Source organism: Nocardia sp. NPDC050378 (assembly GCF_040655675.1).
GTDB lineage: Bacteria > Actinomycetota > Actinomycetes > Mycobacteriales > Mycobacteriaceae > Nocardia > Nocardia coubleae.
In genome coordinates, this window is sequence record NZ_JBFAKI010000002.1 from 231684 (window position 1) to 257668 (window position 25985).

The window sequence follows — 25985 nt, forward strand, 5'->3', positions numbered from 1 at the left end:
CTCGAGTGACGCCCGCCACCAGGGGTGTAGAAAGGGGACTCATGCGCGCGATTCAGGTTTCCGAACACGGTGGTCCCGAGGTGCTGCGGCCGACGGAGGTCGACGCCCCGCGGATCGGCCCGAAACAACTGCTGGTCGAGACCCGGGCCGTGGGTGTCAACTACATCGACATCTACTTCCGCACCGGCCAGTACCCGCAGGCCACCCCGTACATCCCCGGCTCCGAGGGCACCGGCGTGGTCACCGAGGTCGGCGCCGAGGTCACCGAGTTCGCCGTCGGCGACCGGGTGGCGTGGGCGGCCGCGCCGGGCAGTTACGCCGAGAAGGTCGCCGTCGACGAGGCGGTGGCCGTGAAGGTGCCCGAGGGCGTGGAACCGGCCGTCGCCGCGGCGGCCCTGCTGCAGGGCATGACCGCGCACTACCTGGTCGAATCGGTCTTCACGCCCGAACCCGGCGACCCGGTGCTCGTCCACGCGGGCGCGGGCGGGGTCGGGCTGTTGCTCACCCAGCTGGCCGCCGCCAAGGGCGCGCGCGTCATCACCACGGTCTCGACCGACGCCAAGGAGAAGCTCTCCCGCGAGGCGGGCGCCGCCGAGGTCCTGCGCTACGACGACGACCTCGCCGCCCGGGTCCGCGAACTCACCGACGGCCAGGGCGTGGCGGCCGTCTACGACGGCGTCGGCGCGAGCACCTTCGAAGCGAGCCTCGCCTCGTTGCGGGTGCGCGGCACCCTCGCCCTGTTCGGCGCGGCCAGCGGTCCGGTACCGCCGTTCGATCCGCAGCGCCTCAATCCGGCCGGTTCGCTGTGGCTGACGCGCCCGTCGCTGGGTGCCTACACCCGAGATCGTGCCGAATTCCTCTGGCGCGCAACCGATATCTTCGACGCCATCGCGGCGGGCACGCTCACACTGCGCATCGGCGCCACCTACCCGCTCGCCGATGCCGCCGACGCCCACCGCGACCTCGCCGCCCGCAAGACCACCGGGTCGATCGTCCTGCTGCCGTAGACGCGAAACCGGCGGCCGGGCGATCACCGCCCGGCCGCCGGTTCGAGTTCGTGCGAGAGCTACAGACCGACGATGCTGCCCAGCGTGGTCCAGCCCAGCACCGAGTCGACGGCCAGACCGCAGAACACCACGGCCAGATAGTTGTTGGACTGCAGGAACAACCGCAGCGGCTTCACCGATTCGCCCCGGCGCACACCCGCGTACAGCTGGTGCGCCATGAGCAGGAACCAGGCACCGGCGACCAGTGCGACGGCCGCGTAGATGACACCCGTCGCCGGGACGAGGGCGAGGGTGGCCAGCACGGTGAGCCAGGTGTAGATGACGATCTGTTTGGTGACGACCTGCTCGGTCGCGACCACCGGCAGCATCGGCACGCCCGCCGCCCGGTAGTCCTCCTTGTAGCGCATGGCCAGCGCCCAGGTGTGCGGCGGCGTCCAGAAGAAGATGACCGCGAACAGCACGATCGCGGGCCAGCCGATGTTCCCGGTGACCGCCGACCAGCCGACGAGGGCGGGCATACAGCCGGCCGCGCCGCCCCACACCACGTTCTGCGAGGTCCGGCGCTTGAGACCCTTCGTGTAGACGAAAACGTAGAACAGGATGGTCGCGACCACCAGCACGCCGCTGAGCAGGTTGGCCTGCCACCACAGCCAGGCGAAGGAGATCGCGCCGAGCGCCAGGCCGAAGATCAGCGCGTGCGAGGTGGGCACCGCGTCGCGGGCCAGCGGGCGGCGCGCGGTCCGCTTCATCACCTTGTCGATGTCGGCGTCGGCGACACAGTTGAGGGTGTTGGCGCTGGCCGCGCCCATCCAGCCACCGAACAGCGTGACCAGGATCAGCCGGATGTCGACATTGCCCCGGTCGGCCAGGAGCATGGTCGGGATGGTCGCGACGAGCAGGAGCTCGATGACTCGCGGTTTGGTGAGCGCGATGTAGGCCAGCGGCTTCCGCACGACCCGGGCGAACACGCTGTCGCCCGCCAGACGATCGGCGAGAGCCGTCGAGGAATCGTGCGCACCGCTACTACCCGGCTGGTTACCGATCCGCACTGTTTCTCCTCGCACGCTGTGCTTCGCATCCGGCATTGGAACGAGCAGCGCGCGGCTGCGGCGCGGCCACTACTACAGACGATGGTAGACGGTGACATATGCGGCTGGCGCCGCGGGTCGCGGCGCTCAACTCCGCCTCTTCGCTCCCTGCGGGCACTCCTTCGGCGCACCCTCCGGTCAGTCCAGAGGCGGAGGCGCGCCACGACCGGGAGCAGTCGGGTCGGAGTTGCGCCCGGTGTCTGCCGGTGAACCGGTCCCGACACGCAGGTGAACGACGTGCCGCGCGCCGCGCCGATTCCCGGCGACGACCCCCGGCGTGATCGCGGGATGGGCAACTAGACTCACACTCAGGGTTCGCGCCGATCAGGTGGAACAGCACCTCTAGGGTATTCCTGTACATCGGTACGCACCCCCGGCCGCGTGCGGTCCAGTACGACACCATCGCCGCTGCCATCCACTCGCCGTCGACGAAACCTAGGTCAGGAGAACCACGGTCGTGTCAGTCACAGACGACATTCGCGCCCTCACTCAGCGGAACTATCCCAGCGACTGGACGGACCTGGACACCAAGGCCGTCGATACCGCCCGTGTCCTCGCCGCCGACGCGGTGCAGAAGGCGGGCAACGGTCACCCGGGCACCGCGATGAGCCTCGCCCCCGTCGCCTACAGCCTCTTCCAGCGCGTCATGCGCCACAACCCGGCCGATCCGAGCTGGTCCGGCCGCGACCGCTTCGTGCTCTCGTGTGGGCATTCCAGCCTCACCCTCTACATCCAGCTGTACCTGGCCGGTTTCGGCCTCGAGCTGTCCGACCTCGAGCAGCTGCGCCAGTGGGATTCGCTGACCCCGGGTCACCCGGAGTTCCGGCACACCGACGGTGTCGAGATCACCACCGGCCCGCTCGGCCAGGGTCTCGCCTCGGCGGTCGGCATGGCGATGGCGGCCCGGCGCGAGCGCGGCCTGTTCGACCCCGACGCCCCGGAAGGCGCCAGCCCGTTCGATCACCACATCTTCGTCATCGCCTCCGACGGTGACATGCAGGAAGGTGTCACGGCCGAGGCGTCCTCGATCGCGGGTACCCAGCAGCTGGGCAACCTCGTGCTGATCTACGACGACAACGAGATCTCCATCGAGGACAACACCGACATCGCCTTCACCGAGGATGTGGCCGCGCGCTACGAAGCCTACGGCTGGCACGTGCAGACCGTCATGGGCGGCGAGGACGTGGTGGCGATCGAGGCGGCCATCGAGGCGGCCAAGGCGGTGACCGACAAGCCCTCGATCATCATCCTGCGCACCATCATCGGCTTCCCGGCCCCCTCGAAGATGAACACCGGTGGCGTGCACGGTGCGGCGCTCGGCCCCGACGAGGTCGCCGCGGTCAAGAAGGCGCTGGGCTTCGACCCGGACAAGTCCTTCGACGTCGACCCGGCCGTCATCGAGCACACCCGCAAGGCGCTCGAGCGCGGCGCGGCGGCGCAGCAGGCCTGGCAGGCCGACTACGACGCCTGGGCCGCGGCGAATCCGTCGAACAAGGAACTGTTCGACCGCCTGCTGACCCGCTCGCTGCCCAAGGGCTGGACCGAGCACCTGCCCACCTTCGAGCCCGACCCCAAGGGCATGGCCACCCGCAAGGCCTCCGGCAAGGTGCTGGCCTCGCTCGCCGACGTGCTGCCCGAACTGTGGGGCGGTTCGGCCGACCTGGCCGAGTCCAACAACACCACCATGCCCGGTCAGCCCAGCTTCGGTCCCGAAGCAATCTCCACCGGCATGTGGAAGGCGCAGCCCTACGGCCGCACCCTGCACTTCGGTATCCGTGAGCACGCCATGGGCTCGATCCTCAACGGCATCGCCCTGCACGGCCCGACCCGCCCCTACGGCGGCACCTTCCTGGTGTTCTCCGACTACATGCGCCCGGCGGTTCGCCTGGCCGCGCTGATGCGGGTGCCCGCGATCTACGTGTGGACCCACGACTCCATCGGCCTCGGCGAGGACGGCCCGACGCACCAGCCGATCGAGCACCTGGCCGCGCTGCGGGCCATCCCCGGTCTCAACGTGGTCCGCCCCGGCGACGCCAACGAGACCGCCTACGCCTGGCGCACCATCCTCGAGCGCGACTCCGACGAGCACGCCTCGCATTTCCACACCTACGACGCTCCCCACCAGGACGGCCCGTCCGCGCTGGCGCTCACCCGCCAGGACGTGCCGACTCTCGAGGGCACCAGTTACGAGGGCGTGCGCAAGGGCGGCTACGTGCTGGCCGAGGCGTCCACCGGCACCCCGGAGCTGATCCTCGTCGGCACCGGTTCGGAGCTGCAGCTGGCCGTCGAGGCACGCACTACCCTGGAGGCACAGGGCATTCCGACCCGAGTGGTCTCGATGCCGTGTGTGGAATGGTTCGACGCACAGGACCAGGCCTACCGCGACGAGGTGTTCCCGGCCGCGGTCCGTGCCAGGGTCGTCGTCGAGGCCGGCATCGCGATGCCGTGGTACCGGCTCGTCGGTGACGCGGGTGAGATCGTGTCGATCGAGCACTTCGGCGCGTCCGCGAACTTCAAGAAGCTCTACAGCGAATTCGGTATCACCGCCGATGCCGTCGTCGCCGCCGCGCAGCGCACGCTCGACAAGGTGAAGGGGTAAAACCATGGCACAGAACGAGAATCTCGCCGCACTCGCGGCAGCGGGGGTCTCGGTGTGGCTCGACGATCTGTCCCGTGACCGCATCAAGTCCGGCAACCTCGCCGACCTGATCGCGACCAGGGGCGTCGTCGGTGTCACCACGAACCCGTCCATCTTCCAGGCCGCGCTCAGTGTCGGTCACGCCTACGACGCGCAGGTGAAAGACCTTGCGGCCCAAGGCGCCGACGCCGATGCGGCGATCCGCACCATCACCACCGACGACGTGCGCGCCGCCTGCGACGTGCTCGCCCCGGTGTTCGAGTCGACGGGCGGTGTCGACGGCCGGGTGTCGATCGAGGTCGACCCGCGTTTCGCCTTCGACGCCGACAAGACGGTCGCCCAGGCGATCGAGCTGTGGAAGATCGTCGACCGCAAGAATCTGTTCATCAAGATCCCGGCCACCGAGGCGGGTCTGCCCGCCATCACCTCGGTGATCGCCGAGGGCATCAGCGTGAACGTGACGCTGATCTTCTCCGTCCCGCGCTACCGCGCGGTGATGGGCGCCTACCTCGACGGTCTGCGTCAGGCCAAGGTCGCGGGCCACGATCTGGCCAAGATCCACTCGGTCGCGTCGTTCTTCGTCTCCCGCGTGGACACCGAGATCGACAAGCGGCTCGAGGCGATCGGCACCCCGGAAGCGCTCGCGCTGCGTGGCAAGGCGGGCGTGGCCAACGCCCGGCTGGCCTACGCCGAGTACCAGGACGTGTTCGACGGTGGGGCGCACACCTCCACCTACAACCACCTGGCCGCCCAGGGCGCCAACCGGCAGCGGCCGCTGTGGGCCTCCACCGGTGTGAAGAACCCGGACTACCCCGACACCCTGTACGTCACCGAGCTCGTCGGACCGAACACGGTCAACACGCTGCCGGAGAAGACGCTGCAGGCCTTCGCCGATCACGGCGAGGTGCGGGGCGACACGCTCAGCGGGAAGGCGGTCGAAGCCGCGCAGGTGTTCAGCGACCTCGAGGCCGCGGGCATCGACCTGGCCGACGTGTTCGAGGTACTCGAGCGCGAAGGTGTCGACAAGTTCGAGGCCTCCTGGGGCGAGCTGATCGACGCCACCACCGAGGAACTGCGCACCGCGGCGGCAGGGGGCAACTGATCTGATGGCCGGCACAGCAACGACGGACAAGGCGGGGCTGTGGCACAACCCGCTGCGCGACGAACGCGACAAACGGGTGCCTTTCATCGCGGGGCCCTGCTGCATGGTGATCTTCGGTGTCACCGGGGATCTGTCCCGTAAGAAGCTGATGCCGGCCATCTACGACCTGGCGAACCAGGGGCTGTTGCCCCCTGGTTTCGCCCTGGTCGGTTTCGCCCGGCGCAATTACGCCGACGAGGATTTCGCCGCGGTGGTGCTCAGCGCGGTGAAGCAGCACGCGCGCACCCCGTTCCGCCAGGAGGTCTGGGACCACCTGGCCGAAGGGTTGCGTTTCGTGCAGGGCAGTTTCGACGACGACACCGCCTTCGCCACCCTCGCCACCACCCTGAAAGACCTCGACGCCACCCGTGGCACCGGCGGCAACTACGCCTTCTACTTGTCGATTCCGCCGAATATGTTCCCGGTGGTCCTCGACCAGCTCTCCGAACACGAACTGGCCAAGGCCGCCCCGCGCCCCGAGGGCTACACCCCGTGGCGGCGGGTGGTGATCGAGAAGCCCTTCGGGCACGACCTGGCCAGCGCCCAAGAGCTCAACGCCCTGGTCAACCGGGTGTTCCCGGAGGAGCATGTGTTCCGCATCGACCACTATCTCGGTAAGGAGACGGTGCAGAACATCCTGGCGTTGCGCTTCGCCAACGAACTCTACGAGCCGATCTGGAACGCGAATTTCGTCGACAGCGTGCAGATCACCATGGCCGAGGACATCGGATTGGGCGGGCGCGCGGGGTATTACGACGGCATCGGCGCCGCGCGCGACGTCATCCAGAACCATCTGCTGCAACTGCTGGCGCTGACCGCGATGGAGGAACCGACCTCCTTCGAACCGATGCAGCTCACCACCGAGAAGATCAAGGCGCTCTCGGCGACGAAACTCGTGGAACCACTCGACGAGACCACCGCGCGCGGCCAGTACACCGAGGGCTGGCAGGGCAGCGAGCACGTGGTCGGTCTGCACCAGGAGGAGGGGTTCGACCCGCAGTCGCGCACCGAGACCTATGCCGCGATCACCTTGCACGTGGAGAACCGCCGCTGGGCCGGGGTGCCGTTCTACCTGCGTACCGGAAAACGCCTGGGCCGCAGGGTGACCGAGATCGCGGTGGTGTTCAAACGCGCGCCGCACCTGCCCTTCGACCAGACGATGACCGAGGAACTCGGCCAGAACGCCCTGGTCATCCGGGTACAGCCGGACGAGGGCATCACCCTGCGGTTCGGTTCCAAGGTGCCCGGTTCGGGGATGGAGGTGCGCGATGTGAACATGGACTTCAGCTACGGCGAGGCGTTCACCGAGTCCTCCCCCGAGGCCTACGAACGCCTGATCCTGGACGTGCTGCTCGGGGTGCCGTCCCTGTTCCCTGTCAACGCGGAGGTCGAATTGTCCTGGCGCATCCTCGATCCGGTGATCGCGCACTGGGCCGCCGAGGGCAAACCCGAACCCTACGAGGCCGGTACCTGGGGTCCCGGCTCGGCCGACGAGATGCTCGCGCGCAGCGGGCGTGAATGGCGACGCCCGTGATCGTCGACATGCCCGACACCAACACCGTCGAGGTCGCCAAGCGGATGGTGCAGCTGCGCGAGTCCAACGGTGTCATCACCCAGGGCCGGGTGCTCACCCTGGTCGTGTGCACCCTCGACTCGTCCGAGGCCGAGGACGCCATCGACGCCGCCAACGACGCCAGCCGCGAACACCCCTGTCGCGTGATCGTGCTCGCCCGTGGCGACCGCGACGCCGAGACCCGGCTCGACGCCCAGATCCGGGTGGGCGGCGACGCCGGGGCCGCCGAGGTGATCGTGCTGCGGTTGCAGGGTCCGCTGGTGAACCACGAGAGCAGCGTGGTGACGCCGTTCCTGCTGCCCGACACCCCGGTGGTGGCGTGGTGGCCGCGGGGGGCACCGGACTTTCCGTCCCAGGACTCGGTGGGCAAGCTGGCCAAGCGGCGCATCACCGATGCCACATTCGCGCCCGACCCGCAGGCCGCGCTGGGCAAACGCTGTGCTTCCTACGCGCCCGGCGACACCGACCTGTCGTGGAGCCGCATCACCTACTGGCGGGCGCTGCTCGCCGCCGCGCTGGACGAGCCGCCGTTCGAACCGGTGCTGTCGGTGAGCGTGTCCGGGCTGGCCAGTGAGCCCGCGCTGGATACGCTGGCGGGGTGGTTGGCCGCGCGGCTGGACTGCCCGGTCGTCCGCAGGACCGGTGAGCTGCGGGTGGAGATCCGCCGTGCCACCGATTCGATCGCCATCGCTCGACCGCAATTGGGCAGGACGGCAACGCTGACCCGCACCGGCGCCCCCGACCAGCGAATCGCGCTGGCGCGCCGGGAAACTCGCGATTGTCTCGCCGAGGAACTGCGCCGGCTCGACGCCGACGAGATCTACGCCGAGGCGCTCGCCGGAATCGAAAAGGTGACCTATGAGTGACCGTATCGAGCTGCACGACGAGCTCGGCGAGGAATTCCCCGCCAACACCGTCGAGGTGCACGACGACAAGGAACTGCTCGCCGACGCCGCCGCCGAACGTTTCGTCGCCGTGATCGTCGCGGCCCAGGCCGAGCGCGGCACCGCGTCGGTGTCGCTCACCGGTGGCAGCGACGGTATCCGCCTGCTCGAGAAGGTGCGCCAGGCGCCCGGCGATATCGACTGGTCCAACCTGTACGTCTACTGGGGCGACGAGCGTTTCGTCCCCTCGGGCGACCCGGACCGCAACGAACTGCAGGCGCGCGAGGCGCTGCTCGACTTCGTCCCGCTCGATCCGGCGAAGGTGTTCCCGATGGCCGCCTCCAATGGCACGTACGGTTCGCCCGAGGAAGCCGCGGCCGCCTACGCCCAGCTGCTGCACGCCGAACTCGACGAGCGCGGCGACATCGATCTGACGGTGCTCGGCATGGGCCCCGAAGGACACATCGACTCGATCTTCCCGCACTCCCCCGCCGTCCGCGAGCAGACGGATTACGTTGTCGCGGTTCATGATTGCCCCAAGCCGCCACCCACCCGTGTCTCCCTCACCCTGCCCGCCGTGCACCGCTCCCGCCACGTGATGCTGGTGGTCAGCGGTGAAGGCAAGGCCGCCGCGGTAGCCGCCGCCGTCAACGGCGCCTCCCCCGACGACGTCCCCTCCGCAGGCGCGGTCGGCATCGAATCCACCACCTGGGTCATCGACGAAGCCGCCGCGACCGACCTGCTGGTCGATATAGACGACGAAGAGTGACGCGCGGGCTGACGGTGCCGACCGGTTCGACACGATCGGCGCCGTCGGCTTCGCGGTTCGACCGGGCCGACGCGCCCAGTGCCGGACGAGGTGTCACAGAACCTGTCCGAGCCTTCCTTCTGGTGGCCGAGTCAGCCGTGGAGAAGAGGTCGCGGCGCTAGCATCGGGGCTCTCGGCATGGCGATCGGCGTCGGCTCGGCTGCGGGCGAGGAGTGGGCAATGGGCGAGGTGGGCAGAGGGTCGGTTGATCTGGATGCGGCATTCCGGACTGCCGTGGTGAGGGTCGCGGCGGGGGCGGTCGATGCCGGGGCGGGGATCGATGCGGCGTTCGGGTTGGAGTTGTTCGAATCGCAGGTGGCGAGTAGGCATCTCGACCTGGCGGCCCGGCGGTTGGGGGCTGCCAGGCAGGGGTTCTACAGCATCGGGTCGTCGGGGCACGAGGGGAATGCGGCGGTGGCCGCGGCCCTGCGGGTGGATGATCCGGCATTGCTGCACTATCGGTCCGGGGCGTTCTTCGTGCAGCGGTGCAAGCGGGTGCCCAGCCTGGATCCGATCCGGGACGTGCTGCTGGGGGTGGTCGCGGCGGCGAGCGATCCGATCTCCGGTGGACGGCACAAGGTGTTCGGTAGCGCCACCGCGTCGATCATTCCCCAGACCTCGACCATCGCTTCGCATCTTCCCCGCGCCGTCGGACTCGCGTTCGCGATCGAAAGAGCTGCTCGCCAAGGGATTTCGTGCCGGTGGCCACGAGACGCGGTGGTGGTGTGCAGTTTCGGTGACGCCTCGGCCAACCACTCCACCGCGACCGGTGCGATCAATGCCGCCGTGCACGCCTCCCACCAGGGTGTGCCGATGCCCATCGTGTTCGTCTGCGAGGACAACGGGCTCGGGATCAGCGTCCCGACACCGGCCGACTGGATCGAGCGCGCCTACGGTCCACGCCCCGGCCTGACCTATCTCGCCGCCGACGGATGCGACCTGCCCGATGTACTCGGTGCCGCCGAGGACGCGGTGTATCTGGCCCGCACCTGGCGGGTCCCGGTTTTCCTGCACCTGCGTACGGTCCGCCTCGGCGGCCACGCGGGTTCGGATGTTGAGGCGGGCTACCGTGGCCCGGCCGAGATCGCCGCCGACCTGGCCCGCGACCCCCTCCTCGGCACCGCCCGCTACCTGCTCGCCACCGGCGTCACCGACTCGTCCGACCTGCTCGCCCGCTACGACCGCATCGCCGACCGGGTGCGCGAGGTCAGCGACGAGGTGGTGCGTGAGGCGAGGCTGGATTCCGCGTCGGCCGTCATCGCTGACCTCGCCCCCTCCCACCCGTCGGCCGTCCGCGCAGACGTTCTCCGCTCCGCGACCACCACCGACTCCCCGAGTAAGGACCTGTCTGTCGGCCCCAGGATGACCCTCGCCCAGGCGATCAACCACACCCTCGGCGAACTCCTCGCCCGCGACCCCGACGTGCTGGTCTTCGGCGAGGACGTGGGCCGCAAGGGCGGGGTGTACGGGGTGACGAAGGGCCTGCGGAAGCGATTCGGGGCGCGGCGGGTGTTCGACACCTTGCTCGACGAGCAGGCCGTGCTCGGCACCGCACTCGGCACGGCCTCGGCCGGATTCGTGCCGATTCCGGAGATCCAGTATCTGGCGTACGTGCACAACGCGGCCGATCAGATCCGGGGCGAAGCGGCGACGCTGCAGTTCTTCTCCACCGGGCAGTACCGCAATCCGATGGTGATCCGCATCGCGGGCCTGGCCTACCAGAAGGGTTTCGGCGGGCACTTCCACAACGACAATTCCCTTGCGGCACTGCGGGATATCCCCGGGGTGGTGGTGGCCGTCCCGGCCCGCGCCGACGATGCCGCCGCCCTGTTGCGCACATGCGTTTCGGCGGCGCGGGTGGACGGCCGGGTCTGCGTGTTCGTCGAACCGATCGCCCTGTATCACACCCGCGACCTGCATCCCGGCGACGACGGATGGCTCGCGTCGCCGAGCACCGGACACGTCCCGATCGGGAGCGCCCGCGTCTACGGCGACGGCACCGATCTCACCATCGTCACCTTCGGCAACGGTGTTCCGATGAGTCTGCGCGTCGCCGATCGCCTCGCGGACGCAGGCGTGCATGCCCGCGTCCTCGATCTGCGGTGGCTGAACCCGTTGCCGCTCGCGGATCTGCTCGACCAGGCCGTCGCGACGGGCCGGGTGCTGGTGGCCGACGAGACCCGCCACAGCGGCGGTGTGTCCGAATCGGTCTTCACCGCGCTCGTCGACGCCGGATATCGTGGCGCCCTCGCCCGCGTCACCAGCATCGACAGTTTCGTGCCGCTCGGCCCCGCCGCGGACACCGTGCTGCTGAACGAAACGGACATCGAGAAGGCGGCACTGGCCCTCCTGCCCTGAATTTGGTCCCCTTTGCGAGGAATTCGCCGAAACCTGTCGAGAAGTACGCGATCGGCGCGGTTTGGTGACCGCGCGCCGGGTACACACCGCACACACTCGTCTACTCGGAGGATTTCGTCATGAGGACAGGGCTTACACGTTTCGGCATCGCGACGGTGGCGGCAGCGGCGGTCGCCGCGGGTGCGGGGCAGGCCGCGGCGGCACCGGCGACGGTGTCGATCGACGGCAGTATGCAGGTGCTCGGGTTGAACATCCTGCACGTCGACGCGCAAGGACAGGGTGACGGACCCGCCACGGGTACCTACGTCGCCACCGGGCAGTTCGGGAACATGCCGTTGCCGGTGCAGGTCACCGGGCCGGTCACCTGCCTGCGGGTTCAGGGCAACAAGGTGTCGCTGGTGTATCCGATCACCACCGCCCAACCGGTGATGCTGTTCGCACCGGATTCGATGGCCATCCAGATCACGGTGGCCAAGGGCGAGAACGGTGCGCCGAACATGATCGGCTACGGCGTACCGATGCCGACCAGCTCCTTCACCGACTGTATGCCCGGGCCGACGCCGCTGATGTTCGACGGAACCATCGACATCAGCTGACCCGACCCCTGGCGCCGGGGCGAGCATCCGCCGCCTCGGCTGTCCACCGGGGACACACCCGCCGCCGAAAACGGGCCGCGGGCACGCGATGTGCCGTAGGTTTGCCGAGAACATTTCAGCGGTGCGGTGTCAACCCATGGAGGCGTGTTCACGGTGCGGTCGGATGTCGGGGTCACCTGTCCACTGTCCCAAGCGCAATGGAGCTGGTGGCTCGCCCAGCAATTGCACCCCGACGTCCCCGCCACCGTGGCGATGTACCTGGATCTGGCGGGCGAGGCCGACCTCGACCTGCTCACCCGCTGCACCCGGCAGGCCGCCGCCGAGTTCGAATCCCCCCGGGTGCGGCTCACTCTCGTGGACGGCGTCCCGCACCAATTCGTCGACTCCGCGACACCGCTGACCTTCGACATCGTCGACCTGACCACCGCCCCCGACGCCGTCGCGGTGGCTCTCGACCACATGGAACGCGACCACAGCGCCCCGCTCGACCCGCTCGCCCCTGACCTGACCGTCGCCTCGATCTTCACCATCACGCCCACCCGCCACCTGCTGTACCTGCGCAGCCACCACATCGTCCTCGACGGTATGGGCGCCGCCGCACTCCTCGCCCGAACGGGCGACCTCTACCGCACCGCCCTCCGCCAGACGAGCGCCGTCGACGAAACGAGGAGCAGGGCGACCAAGTCCGACCAGCGACCGTTGACAGTCGCGCGACTGCTGGACGAGGACCGCGCCTACCGAGCATCCTCGCGCGCCGAAGCTGACCGCGCCTTCTGGCGGCAGCAGTTGGCGCAGGTCGGTGAGCCGGTGAGCTTGGCCCGGCGGACGGCGGCACCCGCGCCCCGTCCGCATCAGGTGAACGCCACCCTCGACGCCGAAACCGTGCGGCAGCTCGCGGACGCCAAGGCCCGGCACGGCGCGACGTTCCCGGAGCTGATCATCGCCGCTTTCGCGGGCTATCTGGCGCGGATGACGGGGAGCGCGGAGGTGACGCTGACGATCCCGGTCACCGCGCGACCGACCGCCGTGCTGCGCCGTTCGGCGGGTTCGATGTCGAATGTGGTTCCGCTGCGGCTGTCCGGATTGGACGACATCACCGTCGGCGCCGTCATCGCGCAGGTGCGAGCGGCGGTGATCGGTGCGTTGCGTCATCAACGACACCGGCACGAGGACATCCGCGGCGACCACCCCACCCTGCGGGAGGGATTCGGTCCGGTGGTCAACACCCTCGCCTTCACCGAGCCCTTACACCTGGGCCCGCTGTCGGGCCAGGTGCGCTTGCTCGCTCTGGGTCCGGTCACGGATCTGCATGTCAACGGCTACCAGATCGGCCCGGACGAGGTCTCCATCGACTTCCAGGCGAACCCCGCCCGCTACTCCTACGACGCCGTCCTCACCCACCACCGCACCTTCCTCACCTACTTCACCCACTTCCTCACCGCCCATCCCCACGACCCCATCACCATGCACGCCCCGACCGCCGATTCCATGCGGTCGCCGAACCAGTCGTCCCCCAGCTCGATGCGCTCGAACGCACCTACGCGAACTCTGTCCGAGCTCCTGTGCTCAGCCCTCGCGACACCTGACCGCCTGCCACCACAGGTCACCCCACCACCTCGAGTCGGCGCACTGCTACCAGCACCGCAGGCCGTCGCTTCGCCATCGACTCCGCCGACCCGGCAGGCGCGGGACACGGCGGGCGACACCGCACCCGCCGAGGCGACGTATTCCTCAGTGGCACTGCAAGATCGGGACCGTACCCTCACCTACTCGGAGCTGGACGAGATCTCGTCGCGGTGGGCTCGGGCACTCCTCGCGCGCGGCGCCGGGCCCGCGACATTCGTCCTCGTCGCGATTCCGCGTTCGCTGGAGTCGGTGGTGGCGTTGTGGGCGGTGGCGAAGACGGGGGCCTGCTTCGTCCCCGTCGATCCGGACGAACCCGCGAACCGGTTGGCCACCATCATCGCGCGCTGTGGGGCGCCGCTCGGGGTGACGGTTTCGTGGGTGAGCGTCGGCTGCGATGCGATCACCTGGCTCGCCATCGACGATCCGGTCGAGGCGAACCGCTACCCGGGTACCCCGGTCGGTGACCACGATCGCCCTCGCCCGCTGCTGCCGGGTGATCCGGCGTACGTGATCCACACCTCGGGCACCACCGGCACGCCCAAAGGTGTCGTCGTCGCCCACCACGCACTGGGCGACCTGACCGACTACCTGCTGAAACAGTATGGCCTGAAACAGGATTCGGTTCTTCTGCACTCCCACAGCGCCACCTACGACGCGCACCTGCTCGAGCTGCTCGCCGGTTTCGCGGCAGGCGCCCGGGTGGTGGTCGCCCCGCCGACGGTCGTGGCCGGTCAGGAGATGGCCGAGCTGATCCGCACTAGCGGCTGCACCGTTTTACAGACCGCGCCCGCCGTGCTCGCCACGCTGGCACCACAGCAGCTGCCGACCGTCGAGGTCGTCGCGATCGGCGGCGAGGCGTGTCCGGCGGCGCTGATGGCCGAGTGGGCACCGCAGGTGCGGTTGTTCAACGGGTACGGGCCGACCGAGACCACCATCATGGTGACCGAGACGGATGCCATGCGCCCCGACGACTCGGTGACGGTCGGCCATCCGCTGCCGGGCGTGTCCGCGTGGGTCCTCGATACGCGCCTGCGGCAGGCGCCGGTCACCGCGCGGGGTGAGCTCTACGTGGGCGGCGCGTGCGTCGCCGACGGCTATCTGAACGACCCGGCCGCCACCGCCGCACGTTTCGTCGCCGACCCGTTCGGTGACGGTACCCGCCTGTACCGCACCGGCGATCTGGTCGGTGCTCGCCCCGACGGGGAGTTCGAATTCTTCGGCAGGCTCGACGCCCAGCTCGAGGTCCACGGCCGGCGCATCGAACCCGCGGAGATCGAGGCGGCGCTGCTCACCGAACCCGAGATCGCCTACGCCGTGGTCACCGTCGCCGATGCGGGCACACCGGGCGCGCGCCTGATCGGCTACGTGGTTCCCGTACCGGGAAGGCACGTCGACACCGCCGCCGTCCTGGCCCGGTCGCGTGCCGCACTGCCGCAGGCCCTCGTCCCGACCACCCTGATCGAACTCGACCGGCTTCCTTTGGGCGGCAACGGGAAAGTCGTCCGCTCCGCCCTCCCCGCAGCGACGCTCACCGCGAACCCCACCCGCCCACCGGCCACCGAGCTCCAACGCCTGCTAGCCGACCGCATCACCGCGACGCTCGGCACCACCGTCGGCCTCGACGACGACTTCTTCGAACTAGGCGGCAATTCCCTTCTCGGTGTGCTGGTTTCGTCCGATATCGCCGCCGCGACCGGCGTCCCCGTCACCGTGCGCTGGCTCTACACCACACCGACGGTGGCCGCGCTGGCCGAACGCATCGCCACCTTCGACGGCCACGGCGACGACGACGCTCTCGGCACCGTTCTCGTCCTGCGCCGCAAGGGTTCTCGCCCACCCCTGTTCTGCGTGCACTCGGCGGTTCCGCTGGCCTGGTGCTACGCGGGCGTGACCGGTTACCTCCCCGACCGCCCCGTCTACGGCCTGCAAGCCACCGAACTCACGGGAACGCCGTCGATCGACGACCTGGTGGAGCACTATCTCGCCGTCGTCCTCGAACTACAACCCCGCGGCCCGTACCACCTGCTCGGCTGGTCGCTCGGCGGCCAGATCGCCCACGCCCTCGCCGTCCGCCTCCGCGACACCGGCGCCCGGGTCGGTGTGCTGACCATGCTCGACAGCGTCGTCTTCACCCCGGAGGAACCACCGACACCGCGCATGCGCGACCTGCTGACCCACTTGCTCGGTGACGAACCCGACGACGCCGACGCCGCCCCGGATGTCACCGCCGCCGAGGCGGCCGCGGTCCTCGCGAGCACGAAGACCTCGTTCGGCACCGGGCTTTCGGCCAGTCAGCTCGAACGCCTGCACCGCGGCTACATCGCGGGCGTGCGGTTGTCACACACCTACCGCCCCGCCCGCTTCGACGGTGATCTGCTGTATTTCTCGGCGACGCGCGGCATCACGGCGATGTTCGACGGCGACATGTGGCAACCGTTCGTCACCGGCGAGGTGATCGAGCATCCGGTCGAGGCCACCCACGCCCAGCTCACCAACACCTCGGTCTTCGCTCACATCGGTCCGTTGCTCGCTCGTCACCTCGACCGGGTGGAAGGACCTTCCGAACCGGCGCTCGCGACTACCGCAGCCGAGGAACCGTGGTGATCACCACCCCGAAAACCGGTACCACACACCGTCATACGGCCGGTAGGTCTCGTCGTACTCACCCGTCGGCTCGGGGGCACCGGCGGGCAGATACGCGTAGCCGACACTGCCGATGAACCCGCCAGGGGTTCGGAAGAGGCACCCGCCGTCTTCCTGGTGAACCTCGGTGACGGTGAACAATCCGATGCGCTGGTCGACGGTGGACGGCTCACACGTCTGCGCGGCGCGTTCGAACTGGGGTTTGGACAGCGACCATCCGAATCGCTGCGCGGCACCGGTCCCGCCGAGAACCGCGGTAAGCACCACGATCAACGGTGCGGCTGCGGTCAGCCAGCCGGCGCGGAACGCCACCACCCCGACGACCCCGAACGCGAACCACAGCACACCGACCGCCCCGAGCGCCACGACGGCGATCAGCAGGCGTTCGATCGGCCCGTCGATCGTGTTCTGCCACAGCAGGGCACAACAGCACAGTGCGGTCGAGACCGCGACACAGGACATGACGACGGTCCACCAGGTCGGCACCGGCCGACGCGACCGCACAACTCCCCCAGAGCTCATGACCGCCACCGTACGTGACGGGACAGTGCGAGGGAATCAGGAGAACTTGATCTCCAGGCCGATGCCGAGAATGGCGATCAGCCAGACGATGCCGACGAAGATGGTGACACGGTCGAGGTTCTTCTCGACGACGGTGGAACCCGACAGGCTCGACTGCACGCCGCCACCGAAGAGGCTGGACAGGCCGCCGCCCTTGGCGCGGTGCAGCAGCACCAGCAGCACCAACAGCACGCTGGTGATCACAAGGAGGATATCGAGGAACAGCGACATGGCGACCATCCTAGGTGCTGGGCGGGCGCCCGGTCTAACCAGGCTCGACCGCGACCAGATGCGACACGGTCTCGGGCCCCGCCGCGTAGTGCGCCACGGCCTGTTCGATCTCCCGATCACGCGCGGTGAGCCGCACCTGATGCTGATGCATGTGCTCGGCCCAGGAGCGGACGACGAACGCCTCGACGAACCGGTCGACGGTCCCGACATCGCGATACAGCCGCCACTCCATCGCCCCCGTGCGCTGCCGCGACCGTCCGACCAGCGCCATCGCGTCGGTGAAGGTCGCTACGTCCTCCGGCGGCACGTCGTATCCGCGCAGCACGAGTACGGGCCCGTCGGCCGGGTCGGGCTCGACGACGAGCTGCGGTTCGGGCCAGTACGCGGCCGGTGAGAGGTCGATCTCCTCGACGTTGTGCCGGATCGGCCACCACACCGTGCTCACCGCGCACGCTCCGAGCAGCACCGCCGCGATCAGCAACGCGGTGACGGCGCCGTAGGCCCCCGCGACCAGCCCCCACAGCAACGAGCCGATGGCCTGCCCGCCCATGAACACCAGCATGTACACCGACAGCCCGCGCGCCCGCACCCAGGCGGGCAGCAGCAGCTGCATGGTCGAGTTCAGTGTCGACATGGCGAGCAGCCAGGCCAGCCCGGCGCCGACGAGCAGCACGAGCACCAGCACGACACTGTGCACCAGCGCGGTCGCCACCGCGCCGATCCCGAACAGCACCGCGGCCAGCGCCAACCGCTGGGTCGGCGTGAACAGCAGCCGCAGGCGTGACAACCCGAGCGCACCGCACACCGCACCGAGCCCGAGCGCACCGAGCAGCAGGCCGTACCCGTCGGAGGCCAGCCCGAGCCGGTCGTGCGCGATCACCGGAAGCAGCGACCACACCGCGCTGGCGGGCGCGATGAACAGAATGGAGCGGAACAACACCCGCCGGATGGCGGGCGCGGCCCGGATGAACCGGGTGCCCGCCTGCAACGCGGCCAGCGGGCGTTCGCTCGGCAGCGAGCGGACCCGGACCGGCCACTTCGACACCAGCAACACGGCCACGATGCCGACGAACGAGAGCGTGTTGAACCCGAACACCACCGTCGGCCCGGCCACCGAAACCAGCACGCCCGCCACCGCGGGCCCGACCGCGCGACCGATGTTCACGCTCATGCTGCCCAGCGCCGCCACCGAGGTGATCTGGTCGCGTGGCACGAGTTCGGGCTGGATCGCCTGCCACGCGGGGGCAGTGAGTGCCTGACCGCAGCCGAGCAGGAACAACAGCGTGAGCAGCACCGCGGGCGTGGTGTGGCCGGTCGCGGTGAAGACGGTCAGCGTCAGCGAGGCCAGCGCCATACCTGCCTGCGCACCGAGCAGCAACCGGCGCCGATCGAGCAGATCGGCCAGCACCCCGGACGGAATGGACAGCAACATCACCGGCAGCGTGATCGCGGTCTGCACGAACGAGACGAGCACCGCGGCATTGGGTTGGTCGACGAGAATCCACTGTGCGCCCACGGTCTGCATCCAGGTGCCCAGATTCGACACGAGCTGCGCGATCCACAACGCCCGGAACACCGGCGACCGCAGCGGAGCCCAGGTCGACACCCGCTCACCCGCCACACCCGTCACGTCCCGAGCATATCCCCGGTCCCCCACCTGGGCGCACGCTCACCACGCTGTGGTGGCGGCATCGGCCGAGCACCGACCGCCACCAGCGCGTGGTGATCTTGATCGGCGGTCGCCGGGCGGACGTACGATGGGCCGATGCCGGGATTCCCGCTCCGCCTCGCCGCTCTGTGTGTGCTCGCCGTCGCGGCAGGCGCCTGTTCGTCCGGTGACTCCGGTGACGCGCCACCGAAGCCGACGCCGATGGGACACACCTACCTGTCGACGCGGGTGGAGGGTGGGGCGATCCCCGGCGGCGGCCCGATGACGCTCACCTTCGACAACGGGCGGATCACCGCGAACTCCGGGTGCAACACCAGCAGCGGCACCGTCGACCTGAGCGACAACGTGCTGCGCACCTCCCGACTCGCCGGCACCCTGATGGGCTGCCCCGGTGAGCGCGGCCAGGCCGACGCCTGGCAGAACTCGTTCCTCGAGGCGAGCCCCACCTGGCGGCTCGACGGCGACAACCTGACCCTCACCGGCTCCGACGTCACCGTCCACCTCACCGACAAGAAGATCGTCACCCCGGACAAACCGCTGACCGGGACCACCTGGATCGCGACCACCCTGCTCACCCCGGACGCCAAGATCCGCTCGGCCGCACTCGACGAGGCCCGACCCACCCTCACGATCACCGCCGACGGCCAGGTCAGCGGCACCACCGGATGTAATCGCCTGACCGGCACCGCGCAGCTCAGCCCCGGCGACGAGGTGAGCTTCGAGGTCGCCACCACGAAGATGATGTGCCCGCCGGAGGTGATGGAGGTCGAACGGCACGTCCTCGAGGTCCTCGACGGTCACACCGAGGCCACCGTCGACGCCGACACCCTCACCTTGCGCAACGCCAACGGCACGGGCCTGGAGCTGCGCGCCCAGCAGTAGACGAAAGGGCCGGAACCCGTTTGCACGGATTCCGGCCCTTCGGTACAGCAGAAAAGGTCAGGGCAGCGGACCACCGGCAGCGATCGCGGACAGGGTGGCGAACTCGTCACCCTTGAGCGAGGCACCGCCGACGAGCGCGCCGTCGATATCCGGCTGACCGATCAGTTCGCCGATGTTCTTGGCGTTCACCGACCCGCCGTAGAGCACACGGACACCGGCGGCGACCTCCGGGGAGGCCAGCTTCTCCAGCTCGCCGCGGATCGCACCGCACACTTCCTGCGCGTCGGCCGCCGAGGCCACCTTGCCGGTGCCGATGGCCCACACCGGTTCGTAGGCGATGACGACCTTCGAGATCTCCTCGGCCGTGAGGCCTTTCAGCGAACCACGCAGCTGCTCGAGGTTGAACTCGACGTGCGTGCCCGCCTCGCGAACACCGAGCCCCTCGCCGATGCAGACGATCGGGGTGAGGTCGTTCTTCAGCGCCTGCTTGGCCTTGGCCAGCACCGTGGCGTCGTCCTCGGTGTGGTACTGGCGCCGCTCCGAATGCCCGACCACCACGAAGGTGCAGCCCAGCTTGGCCAGCATGGACCCGCTGATCTCACCGGTGTAGGCACCCGAATCGTGCACCGACACGTCCTGCGCACCATAGGTGAGCAGCAGCTTGTCGCCGTCGACGATCGACTGCACGCTGCGGATGTCGGTGAACGGCGGGATGACCGCCACGTCGACCTTCGCGAAGTACTTCTCCGGCAGCGCGAACGCCACCTTCTGCACCAGCGCGATGGCTTCGAGGTGGTTGAGGTTCATCTTCCAGTTGCCCGCGATGAGCGGCTTACGCGCTGCCATCGCTCAGCCCTCCAGCACCGAAATACCGGGCAGCTCTTTGCCTTCCAGGTATTCCAGGGACGCGCCACCACCGGTGGAGATGTGCGAGAAGCCGTCGTCGGGCAGGCCGAGCGTGCGCACGGCAGCCGCCGAGTCGCCGCCGCCGACGACCGTGAACGCACCCTTGCCGGTGGCGGTCACGATGGCTTCGGCGACGCCACGGGTGCCGTCGGCGAACTTCTCGAACTCGAACACGCCCATCGGGCCGTTCCAGAACACCGTCTCGGCCTCGGTGAGCAGCGCGGCGAAGCGCGACACCGACTCCGGGCCGATGTCCAGGCCCATCCAGCCGTCGGGGATCTCGGTCGACGCCACGGTCTTCGACTCGGCATCGGCCGCGAACTTGTCGGCCGCGACGATGTCGACCGGCAGGTGCAGCACGTCACCGAAGCGCTCGAGCAGGCTCTTGCAGGTGTCGATCATCTCTTCCTGCAGCAGCGAGCTGCCGACCGAGATGCCCTGTGCGGCAAGGAAGGTGAAGCACATGCCGCCGCCGATCACCAGGGTGTCGACCTTGGGGGCCAGCGCCTCGATCACCGCGAGCTTGTCGGAGACCTTGGAACCGCCGAGCACCACCGCGTACGGGCGGGCCGGGTCCTGCGTGAGCTTCTGCAGCACCTCGACCTCGGCGGCCACCAGCGTGCCCGCGTAGTGCGGGAGCACCTGGGCCACGTCGTAGACCGAGGCCTGCTTGCGGTGCACCACACCGAAACCGTCGGACACGAACGCGCCGTCGTCGCCGACCAGTTCCACGTACGCGGCGGCCAGCTTCGCCCGTTCGGCGTCGTCCTTGCTGGTCTCGCGCGCGTCGAAACGCACGTTCTCGAGCAGCAGCACGTCACCGTCGGTCAGGCCCTCCGAACGCGAGAGCGCGTCGTAACCGACCACGTCACCGGCCAGCTGGACATTGCGGCCCAGCAGTTCGGCCAGCTTCGTGGCCACCGGCGCCAGCGAGAACTTCGGGTCCGGCTCGCCCTTGGGGCGGCCCAGGTGCGCCATCACGACGACCTTGGCACCGGCTTCGACCAGCGCCTGGATCGTCGGCACCGAGGCGATGATGCGGCCCGGGTCGGTGATCTGGCCGTTGTCGTCGAGGGGGACGTTCAGGTCGGAGCGCACGAGCACGCCCCGACCCTCGACACCCTCGGCCAGGAGATCCTGGAGTGTCTTGACCGTCATCGCGTTCAGAGCGACTTGCCGACGAGACCGACCAGGTCGGCGAGGCGGTTGGAGTAGCCCCACTCGTTGTCGTACCAGGACACGACCTTGACCTCGTTGCCGATGACCTTGGTCAGCGGGGCGTCGTAGATCGAGGAGTGCGGGTCGGTGACGATGTCACTCGACACGATCGGGTCCTCGTTGTACTTGAGGATGCCCTTCATCGGACCCTCGGCGGCGGCCTTCATCGCGGCGTTGATCTCCTCGATGGTCGCGGCCTTGGTGAGCGTCGCGGTCAGGTCGGTGACCGAGCCGGTCGGGACCGGGACGCGCAGCGCGTAACCGTCGAGCTTGCCCTGCAGCTCGGGCAGCACCAGGCCGATGGCCTTGGCGGCGCCGGTGCCGGTCGGCACGATGTTCAGGGCCGCGGCGCGGGCGCGACGCAGATCCTTGTGCGGCGCGTCCTGCAGGTTCTGGTCCTGGGTGTAGGCGTGGATGGTGGTCATCAGACCCTGCTCGATACCGAACGCGTCGTTGAGCACCTTCGCGATCGGGCCGAGGCAGTTGGTGGTGCACGAGGCGTTGGAGATGATGTTCTGGCTGCCGTCGTACTTGTCGTCGTTGACGCCCATCACGATGGTGATGTCGTCGCCCGTGGCGGGCGCGGAGATGATGACCTTCTTGGCACCGGCGGACAGGTGGCCCTTGGCCTTCTCCGCGGCGGTGAAGATGCCGGTCGACTCGACGACGATGTCCACGCCCAGGTCCGCCCACGGCAGCGCCGACGGGCCCTCCTTGATGGCGAGCGCCTTGATGCGCTGCTCGCCGACGACGATGGTGTCACCGTCGACGGACACGTCCTGCGGCAGGCGACCCAGGATCGAGTCGTACTTCAGGAGCGTCGCAAGAGTGTTGATGTCGGTGAGGTCGTTGACCGCGACGATCTCGATATCGGTCTTGCCGACAGCCTTCAGCGCCTCCACCGCACGGAAGAAGTTACGTCCGATACGACCGAAGCCGTTGATACCTACCCGGACAGTCACGTTATCGCTCCTCAGCTTTCAAGCGGATTCATTCCGACGGTCACCACAGTAGTAGCCGACCCAACCCCACCGACAGCCACCTGCGGTTTGTGAGTCGCGCGCCCCTGAGCACCTGGAATGCACAGCGTAAAGGGCATAGCGATCGCACATGACCGCTATGCCCTGAACGTCGGATACGTCACAGCCGGTTGGCGCGAATCCTCAGGCGTCGTCGAGAAGTTCGGCCGTCACCGCCGACTCGGTGTCGGGGATGCCGAGGTCCTTGGCACGCCGGTCGGCCATCGACAGCAGACGCCGGATGCGGCCCGCGACAGCGTCTTTCGTCATCGGCGGCTCGGCGAGCTGACCCAGTTCCTCGAGCGAGGCCTGCCGGTGCTGCACACGCAGCTTGCCCGCGGCGGCAAGGTGGTCGGGCACGTCGTCGGCGAGGATCTCGAGCGCGCGTTCCACCCGGGCCGCCGCCGCGACGGCAGCGCGCGCCGAGCGGCGCAGGTTGGCGTCGTCGAAGTTGGCCAGCCGGTTGGCCGTCGCGCGCACCTCGCGGCGCATGCGGCGCTCCTCCCAGGTGAGCCTGGTGTCCTGGGCGCCCATGCGGGTGAGCAGCGCGCCGATCGCCTCGCCGTCGCGCACCACCACCCGGTCGGTGCCGCGCACCTCGCGGGCCTTGGCGGTGATCCCGAGCCGACGGGCCGCACCGACCAGCGCCAGCGCGGCCTCCGGGCCAGGGCAGCTCACCTCGAGCGCGGAGGACCGCCCCGGCTCGGTGAGCGAACCGTGCGCGAGAAAGGCACCGCGCCAGGCGGCTTCGGCGTCACCGATGCTGCCGCCGACCACCTGGGCGGGCAATCCGCGCACCGGCCTGCCGCGCACGTCGAGCAGCCCGGTCTGACGGGCCAGGGCCTCACCCTCCTTGGACACCCGGACCACGTAGCGGGAGGTCTTGCGTAAGCCACCCGCGCCGAGCACGTGCACATCGGAGCCGTAGCCGTACAACTCGAAGATCTCGCGGCGCAGCCTGCGGGCGATGGACCCCATGTCCACCTCGGCTTCCACGATCACCCGGCCCCCGACGATGTGCAGACCGCCCGCGAATCGCAGCAATGCCGACAATTCCGCCTTGCGTGAGCTGACCTGCGACACCACGAGCCTGCTCAGCTCGTCCTTCACCTCGGCTGTCATCGCCACGAGACGCGCTCCTTTCCCACCGACCCCGAACGCTCATCTGCAACACTGTGCACATCCGTGGCACTGTGCTGTCTCTCGACTCGAAGCCCAGCCAGTTGCGACCGCGGCGACCGAATCAGCTGATCCAGTGCGGCGGCTAGTTTTCCGGGATGATGCCGATCCGTTCCCGGCTCGGCCACATCGCAGAACGTTACCCGTGCGCGCAACTGTTCGGCGGCTCTTGACACATGTTCCCGCTGCCGCCCCTCGGGCACCGACGCCGAGTCGACGAGCACATCGTCGACCGCGAAACCCGGTGCGTGCTGGGACAATACATGGAGATGACGCTCGGCGGAAAAGCCGGCCGTCTCCCCCGGCTCCGCGGCCAGATTCAGCACGAGTACCTTACGCGCCCTGGTGCGGACCAGCGCGTCGCGCAGACCGGGGACGAGCACGTGCGGGATCACACTGGTGAACCACGAACCCGGCCCGAGCACAACGACATCCGCGTGTTCGATCGCCGAGACGGCCGTCGGGCCGGCAGGTGGATCCGAGGGAATCAACCGCACCCGGCGGACCTTACCCGGTGTGGTCGCCACCGCGACCTGACCGCGTACACAGCGGCCGACTCGCGGATCCGCTTCCAGCCCCGATACTTCCGCCTCGATGTCGAGCGGGATCGGCGACATCGGCAGGACCCGGCCCGTGATGCGCAGCAGCCTGCCCACCTCGTCGAGCGCCGCGACCGGGTCGCCGAGGATGTCGGTGAGCCCGGCGAGCAGCAGGTTGCCGAGCGAGTGCCCGGCGAGCGCGCCGGATCCGCCGAAGCGGTGCTGCACGGTGGTGGTCCAGATGCCGTCGGCGTCCTCGGCCAGCGCGGCGAGCGCCATCCGCAGGTCACCGGGCGGGAGCATGCCGAGTTCGGCACGCAGACGTCCGGAGGACCCACCGTCGTCGGCGACCGTGACCACGGCGGTGATCCGTCTGGTCAGCCTGCGCACGGCGGTGAGGGTCGCGTACAGGCCGTGACCACCGCCCAGCGCGACGACGGCTGGGTCGGCTTCCCATCCACTCATTCGCGCCCCAGGTCCCGATGCACCACGCGCACGACGTCGACCGCCGCGGGGCCGGTGTCGGCACCGATGCGTTCCCCGAGCGCCTCGGCGATCGCGACGCTGCGGTGTTTCCCGCCGGTGCACCCCACTGCCACCGTCATGTATCGCTTCCCCTCTTGCCGGTATCCGGTCGTGGTCAGGTCGACCAGGTGGTGGCAGGTGCGCAGGTAGTCCTGCGCGCCCGGCTGCGACAACACATAGTCGCTGACCACCGACTCCTGGCCCGTGTGTTCCCGCAATTCGGGAATCCAATGCGGATTCGGCAGGAAACGCACATCCAACACCGTGTCGGCGTCGAGTGGAACACCGTACTTGAAACCGAAGGACTGCACGGTGAGCTGCAGCGCGGCGGGCACGCCGGCGCCGTACACCTCTTCCAGCTTGCGGTGCAGCTGATGGATCGACAGCTCGGTGGTGTCGATGACGACATCGGCGGCGACCTTCACGGCCGACAGCCGGGCCCGCTCGGCGGTGATGCCCGCGGAGAGCGTGCCGTCCGGACTGTCGCTCTGCAGCGGATGTCTGCGCCTGGCGAAGCCGAAACGCCGGATCAGCACGTCGTCGGAAGCCTCGAGGAACAGCACCCGCGTGCGGATGCCCGCGGCACGCAACTGCTCGGTGACACCGGAGAGGTCACCGGTGAAGAACCGGCTCCGCACGTCCATGACCAGCGCGAGCCGCCGGATCGGCGGATCGGCCGCGGCACCGAGTTCGACCATGCGGCCGATCAGTTCCGGTGGCAGATTATCGGTGACGTACCAGCCCAGATCCTCCAGGACGCGCGCGGCAGTGCCGCGGCCCGCGCCGGACAAGCCGGTGACGATGACCACTTCTACTGGCTGCTGTGTGTCGGTGACTGTCCCGGCGTTGTCCGGTGCCGCCCCCGCCTTGTTGTTCGATTCGACGCTTGTCATG

At 69.0% G+C, this 25985-nt stretch carries 20 protein-coding genes; 10 read left to right on the forward strand and 10 right to left on the reverse strand.

Features of this window, described 5'->3' with window-relative positions:
• Positions 1-41 precede the first annotated feature (41 nt).
• Entirely contained in the window at positions 42-1007 is a 966-nt protein-coding gene (locus AB0I35_RS05040) for a quinone oxidoreductase (RefSeq protein ID WP_357394459.1), read from the forward strand.
• Positions 1008-1066: 59 nt separating this feature from the next.
• On the opposite strand, the gene AB0I35_RS05045 is transcribed toward AB0I35_RS05040, so the two are convergent.
• Positions 1067-1990, reverse strand: coding sequence for a heme o synthase (locus tag AB0I35_RS05045; RefSeq protein WP_357394990.1), 924 nt, complete (start codon positions 1988-1990; stop codon positions 1067-1069).
• 562 nt (positions 1991-2552) lie between these two features.
• Between AB0I35_RS05045 and tkt the strand changes: the two genes are divergently transcribed.
• The 8 genes from tkt to AB0I35_RS05085 all read left to right on the forward strand — a co-directional run bounded on the left by tkt (position 2553) and on the right by AB0I35_RS05085 (position 16323).
• Positions 2553-4694 (forward strand): transketolase, encoded by a 2142-nt coding sequence (gene tkt, locus AB0I35_RS05050; RefSeq protein ID WP_357394460.1) that lies wholly within the window; start codon positions 2553-2555, stop codon positions 4692-4694.
• A gap of 4 nt (positions 4695-4698) precedes the next feature.
• Positions 4699-5835, forward strand: coding sequence for a transaldolase (tal, locus tag AB0I35_RS05055; RefSeq protein WP_357394461.1), 1137 nt, complete (start codon positions 4699-4701; stop codon positions 5833-5835).
• A gap of 4 nt (positions 5836-5839) precedes the next feature.
• Positions 5840-7408, forward strand: coding sequence for a glucose-6-phosphate dehydrogenase (gene zwf, locus AB0I35_RS05060; protein WP_357394462.1), 1569 nt, complete (start codon positions 5840-5842; stop codon positions 7406-7408).
• Complete coding sequence (opcA, locus tag AB0I35_RS05065; protein WP_067636576.1) at positions 7405-8313, forward strand: glucose-6-phosphate dehydrogenase assembly protein OpcA; 909 nt, start codon at positions 7405-7407, stop codon at positions 8311-8313. Before zwf ends, opcA begins: the two co-directional genes overlap by 4 nt.
• On the forward strand, positions 8306-9100 hold the full coding sequence (gene pgl / locus AB0I35_RS05070; protein WP_357394464.1) for a 6-phosphogluconolactonase: 795 nt from the start codon (positions 8306-8308) through the stop codon (positions 9098-9100). Before opcA ends, pgl begins: the two co-directional genes overlap by 8 nt.
• 177 nt (positions 9101-9277) lie before the next feature.
• Positions 9278-11497, forward strand: coding sequence for a thiamine pyrophosphate-dependent enzyme (locus tag AB0I35_RS05075; protein ID WP_357394465.1), 2220 nt, complete (start codon positions 9278-9280; stop codon positions 11495-11497).
• 119 nt (positions 11498-11616) lie between these two features.
• Positions 11617-12093: a hypothetical protein gene (locus AB0I35_RS05080; RefSeq protein WP_357394467.1), complete on the forward strand. Its 477-nt coding sequence runs from the start codon at positions 11617-11619 to the stop codon at positions 12091-12093.
• Between the two features lie 126 nt (positions 12094-12219).
• Entirely contained in the window at positions 12220-16323 is a 4104-nt protein-coding gene (locus AB0I35_RS05085; protein WP_357394468.1) for an amino acid adenylation domain-containing protein, read from the forward strand.
• On the opposite strand, the gene AB0I35_RS05090 is transcribed toward AB0I35_RS05085, so the two are convergent.
• Genes AB0I35_RS05090 through AB0I35_RS05100 form a run of 3 tightly spaced genes read right to left on the reverse strand, consistent with a single transcriptional unit; the run spans position 16324 to position 18784 of the window.
• A complete protein-coding gene (locus AB0I35_RS05090; RefSeq protein WP_357394470.1) occupies positions 16324-16884 on the reverse strand; it encodes a hypothetical protein in 561 nt (186 codons plus the stop codon).
• Positions 16885-16920: 36 nt separating this feature from the next.
• Positions 16921-17154, reverse strand: a complete 234-nt coding sequence (gene secG, locus AB0I35_RS05095) for a preprotein translocase subunit SecG (protein WP_067493884.1) — start codon at positions 17152-17154, stop codon at positions 16921-16923.
• A 34-nt stretch (positions 17155-17188) separates the two neighbouring features.
• Positions 17189-18784, reverse strand: a complete 1596-nt coding sequence (locus tag AB0I35_RS05100; RefSeq protein ID WP_357394471.1) for an MFS transporter — start codon at positions 18782-18784, stop codon at positions 17189-17191.
• A 135-nt stretch (positions 18785-18919) separates the two neighbouring features.
• On the opposite strand from AB0I35_RS05100, the gene AB0I35_RS05105 reads away from it, so the two are divergent.
• Positions 18920-19705, forward strand: coding sequence for an META domain-containing protein (locus AB0I35_RS05105; RefSeq protein ID WP_357394473.1), 786 nt, complete (start codon positions 18920-18922; stop codon positions 19703-19705).
• 57 nt (positions 19706-19762) lie between these two features.
• On the opposite strand, the gene tpiA is transcribed toward AB0I35_RS05105, so the two are convergent.
• The 6 genes from tpiA to rapZ form a co-directional block, all read right to left on the reverse strand.
• Positions 19763-20551: a triose-phosphate isomerase gene (gene tpiA, locus AB0I35_RS05110; protein ID WP_067493662.1), complete on the reverse strand. Its 789-nt coding sequence runs from the start codon at positions 20549-20551 to the stop codon at positions 19763-19765.
• A gap of 3 nt (positions 20552-20554) precedes the next feature.
• A complete protein-coding gene (locus tag AB0I35_RS05115) occupies positions 20555-21769 on the reverse strand; it encodes a phosphoglycerate kinase (RefSeq protein ID WP_357394474.1) in 1215 nt (404 codons plus the stop codon).
• A 5-nt stretch (positions 21770-21774) separates the two neighbouring features.
• Positions 21775-22791 carry a type I glyceraldehyde-3-phosphate dehydrogenase gene (gap, locus tag AB0I35_RS05120; RefSeq protein WP_357394476.1) on the reverse strand — a complete coding sequence of 339 codons (1017 nt, stop codon included), beginning with the start codon at positions 22789-22791 and terminating at the stop codon, positions 21775-21777.
• 201 nt (positions 22792-22992) lie between these two features.
• Positions 22993-23976: a DNA-binding protein WhiA gene (gene whiA / locus AB0I35_RS05125; protein WP_067493655.1), complete on the reverse strand. Its 984-nt coding sequence runs from the start codon at positions 23974-23976 to the stop codon at positions 22993-22995.
• Positions 23967-25031 carry a uridine diphosphate-N-acetylglucosamine-binding protein YvcK gene (gene yvcK / locus AB0I35_RS05130; protein ID WP_357394477.1) on the reverse strand — a complete coding sequence of 355 codons (1065 nt, stop codon included), beginning with the start codon at positions 25029-25031 and terminating at the stop codon, positions 23967-23969. The genes whiA and yvcK overlap by 10 nt, the downstream gene beginning before the upstream one ends.
• The gene (rapZ, locus tag AB0I35_RS05135) at positions 25028-25984 is read right to left on the reverse strand and encodes an RNase adapter RapZ (protein WP_357394478.1); all 957 of its coding nucleotides are present in this window, start codon (positions 25982-25984) and stop codon (positions 25028-25030) included. Before rapZ ends, yvcK begins: the two co-directional genes overlap by 4 nt.
• Position 25985: the final 1 nt, after the last annotated feature.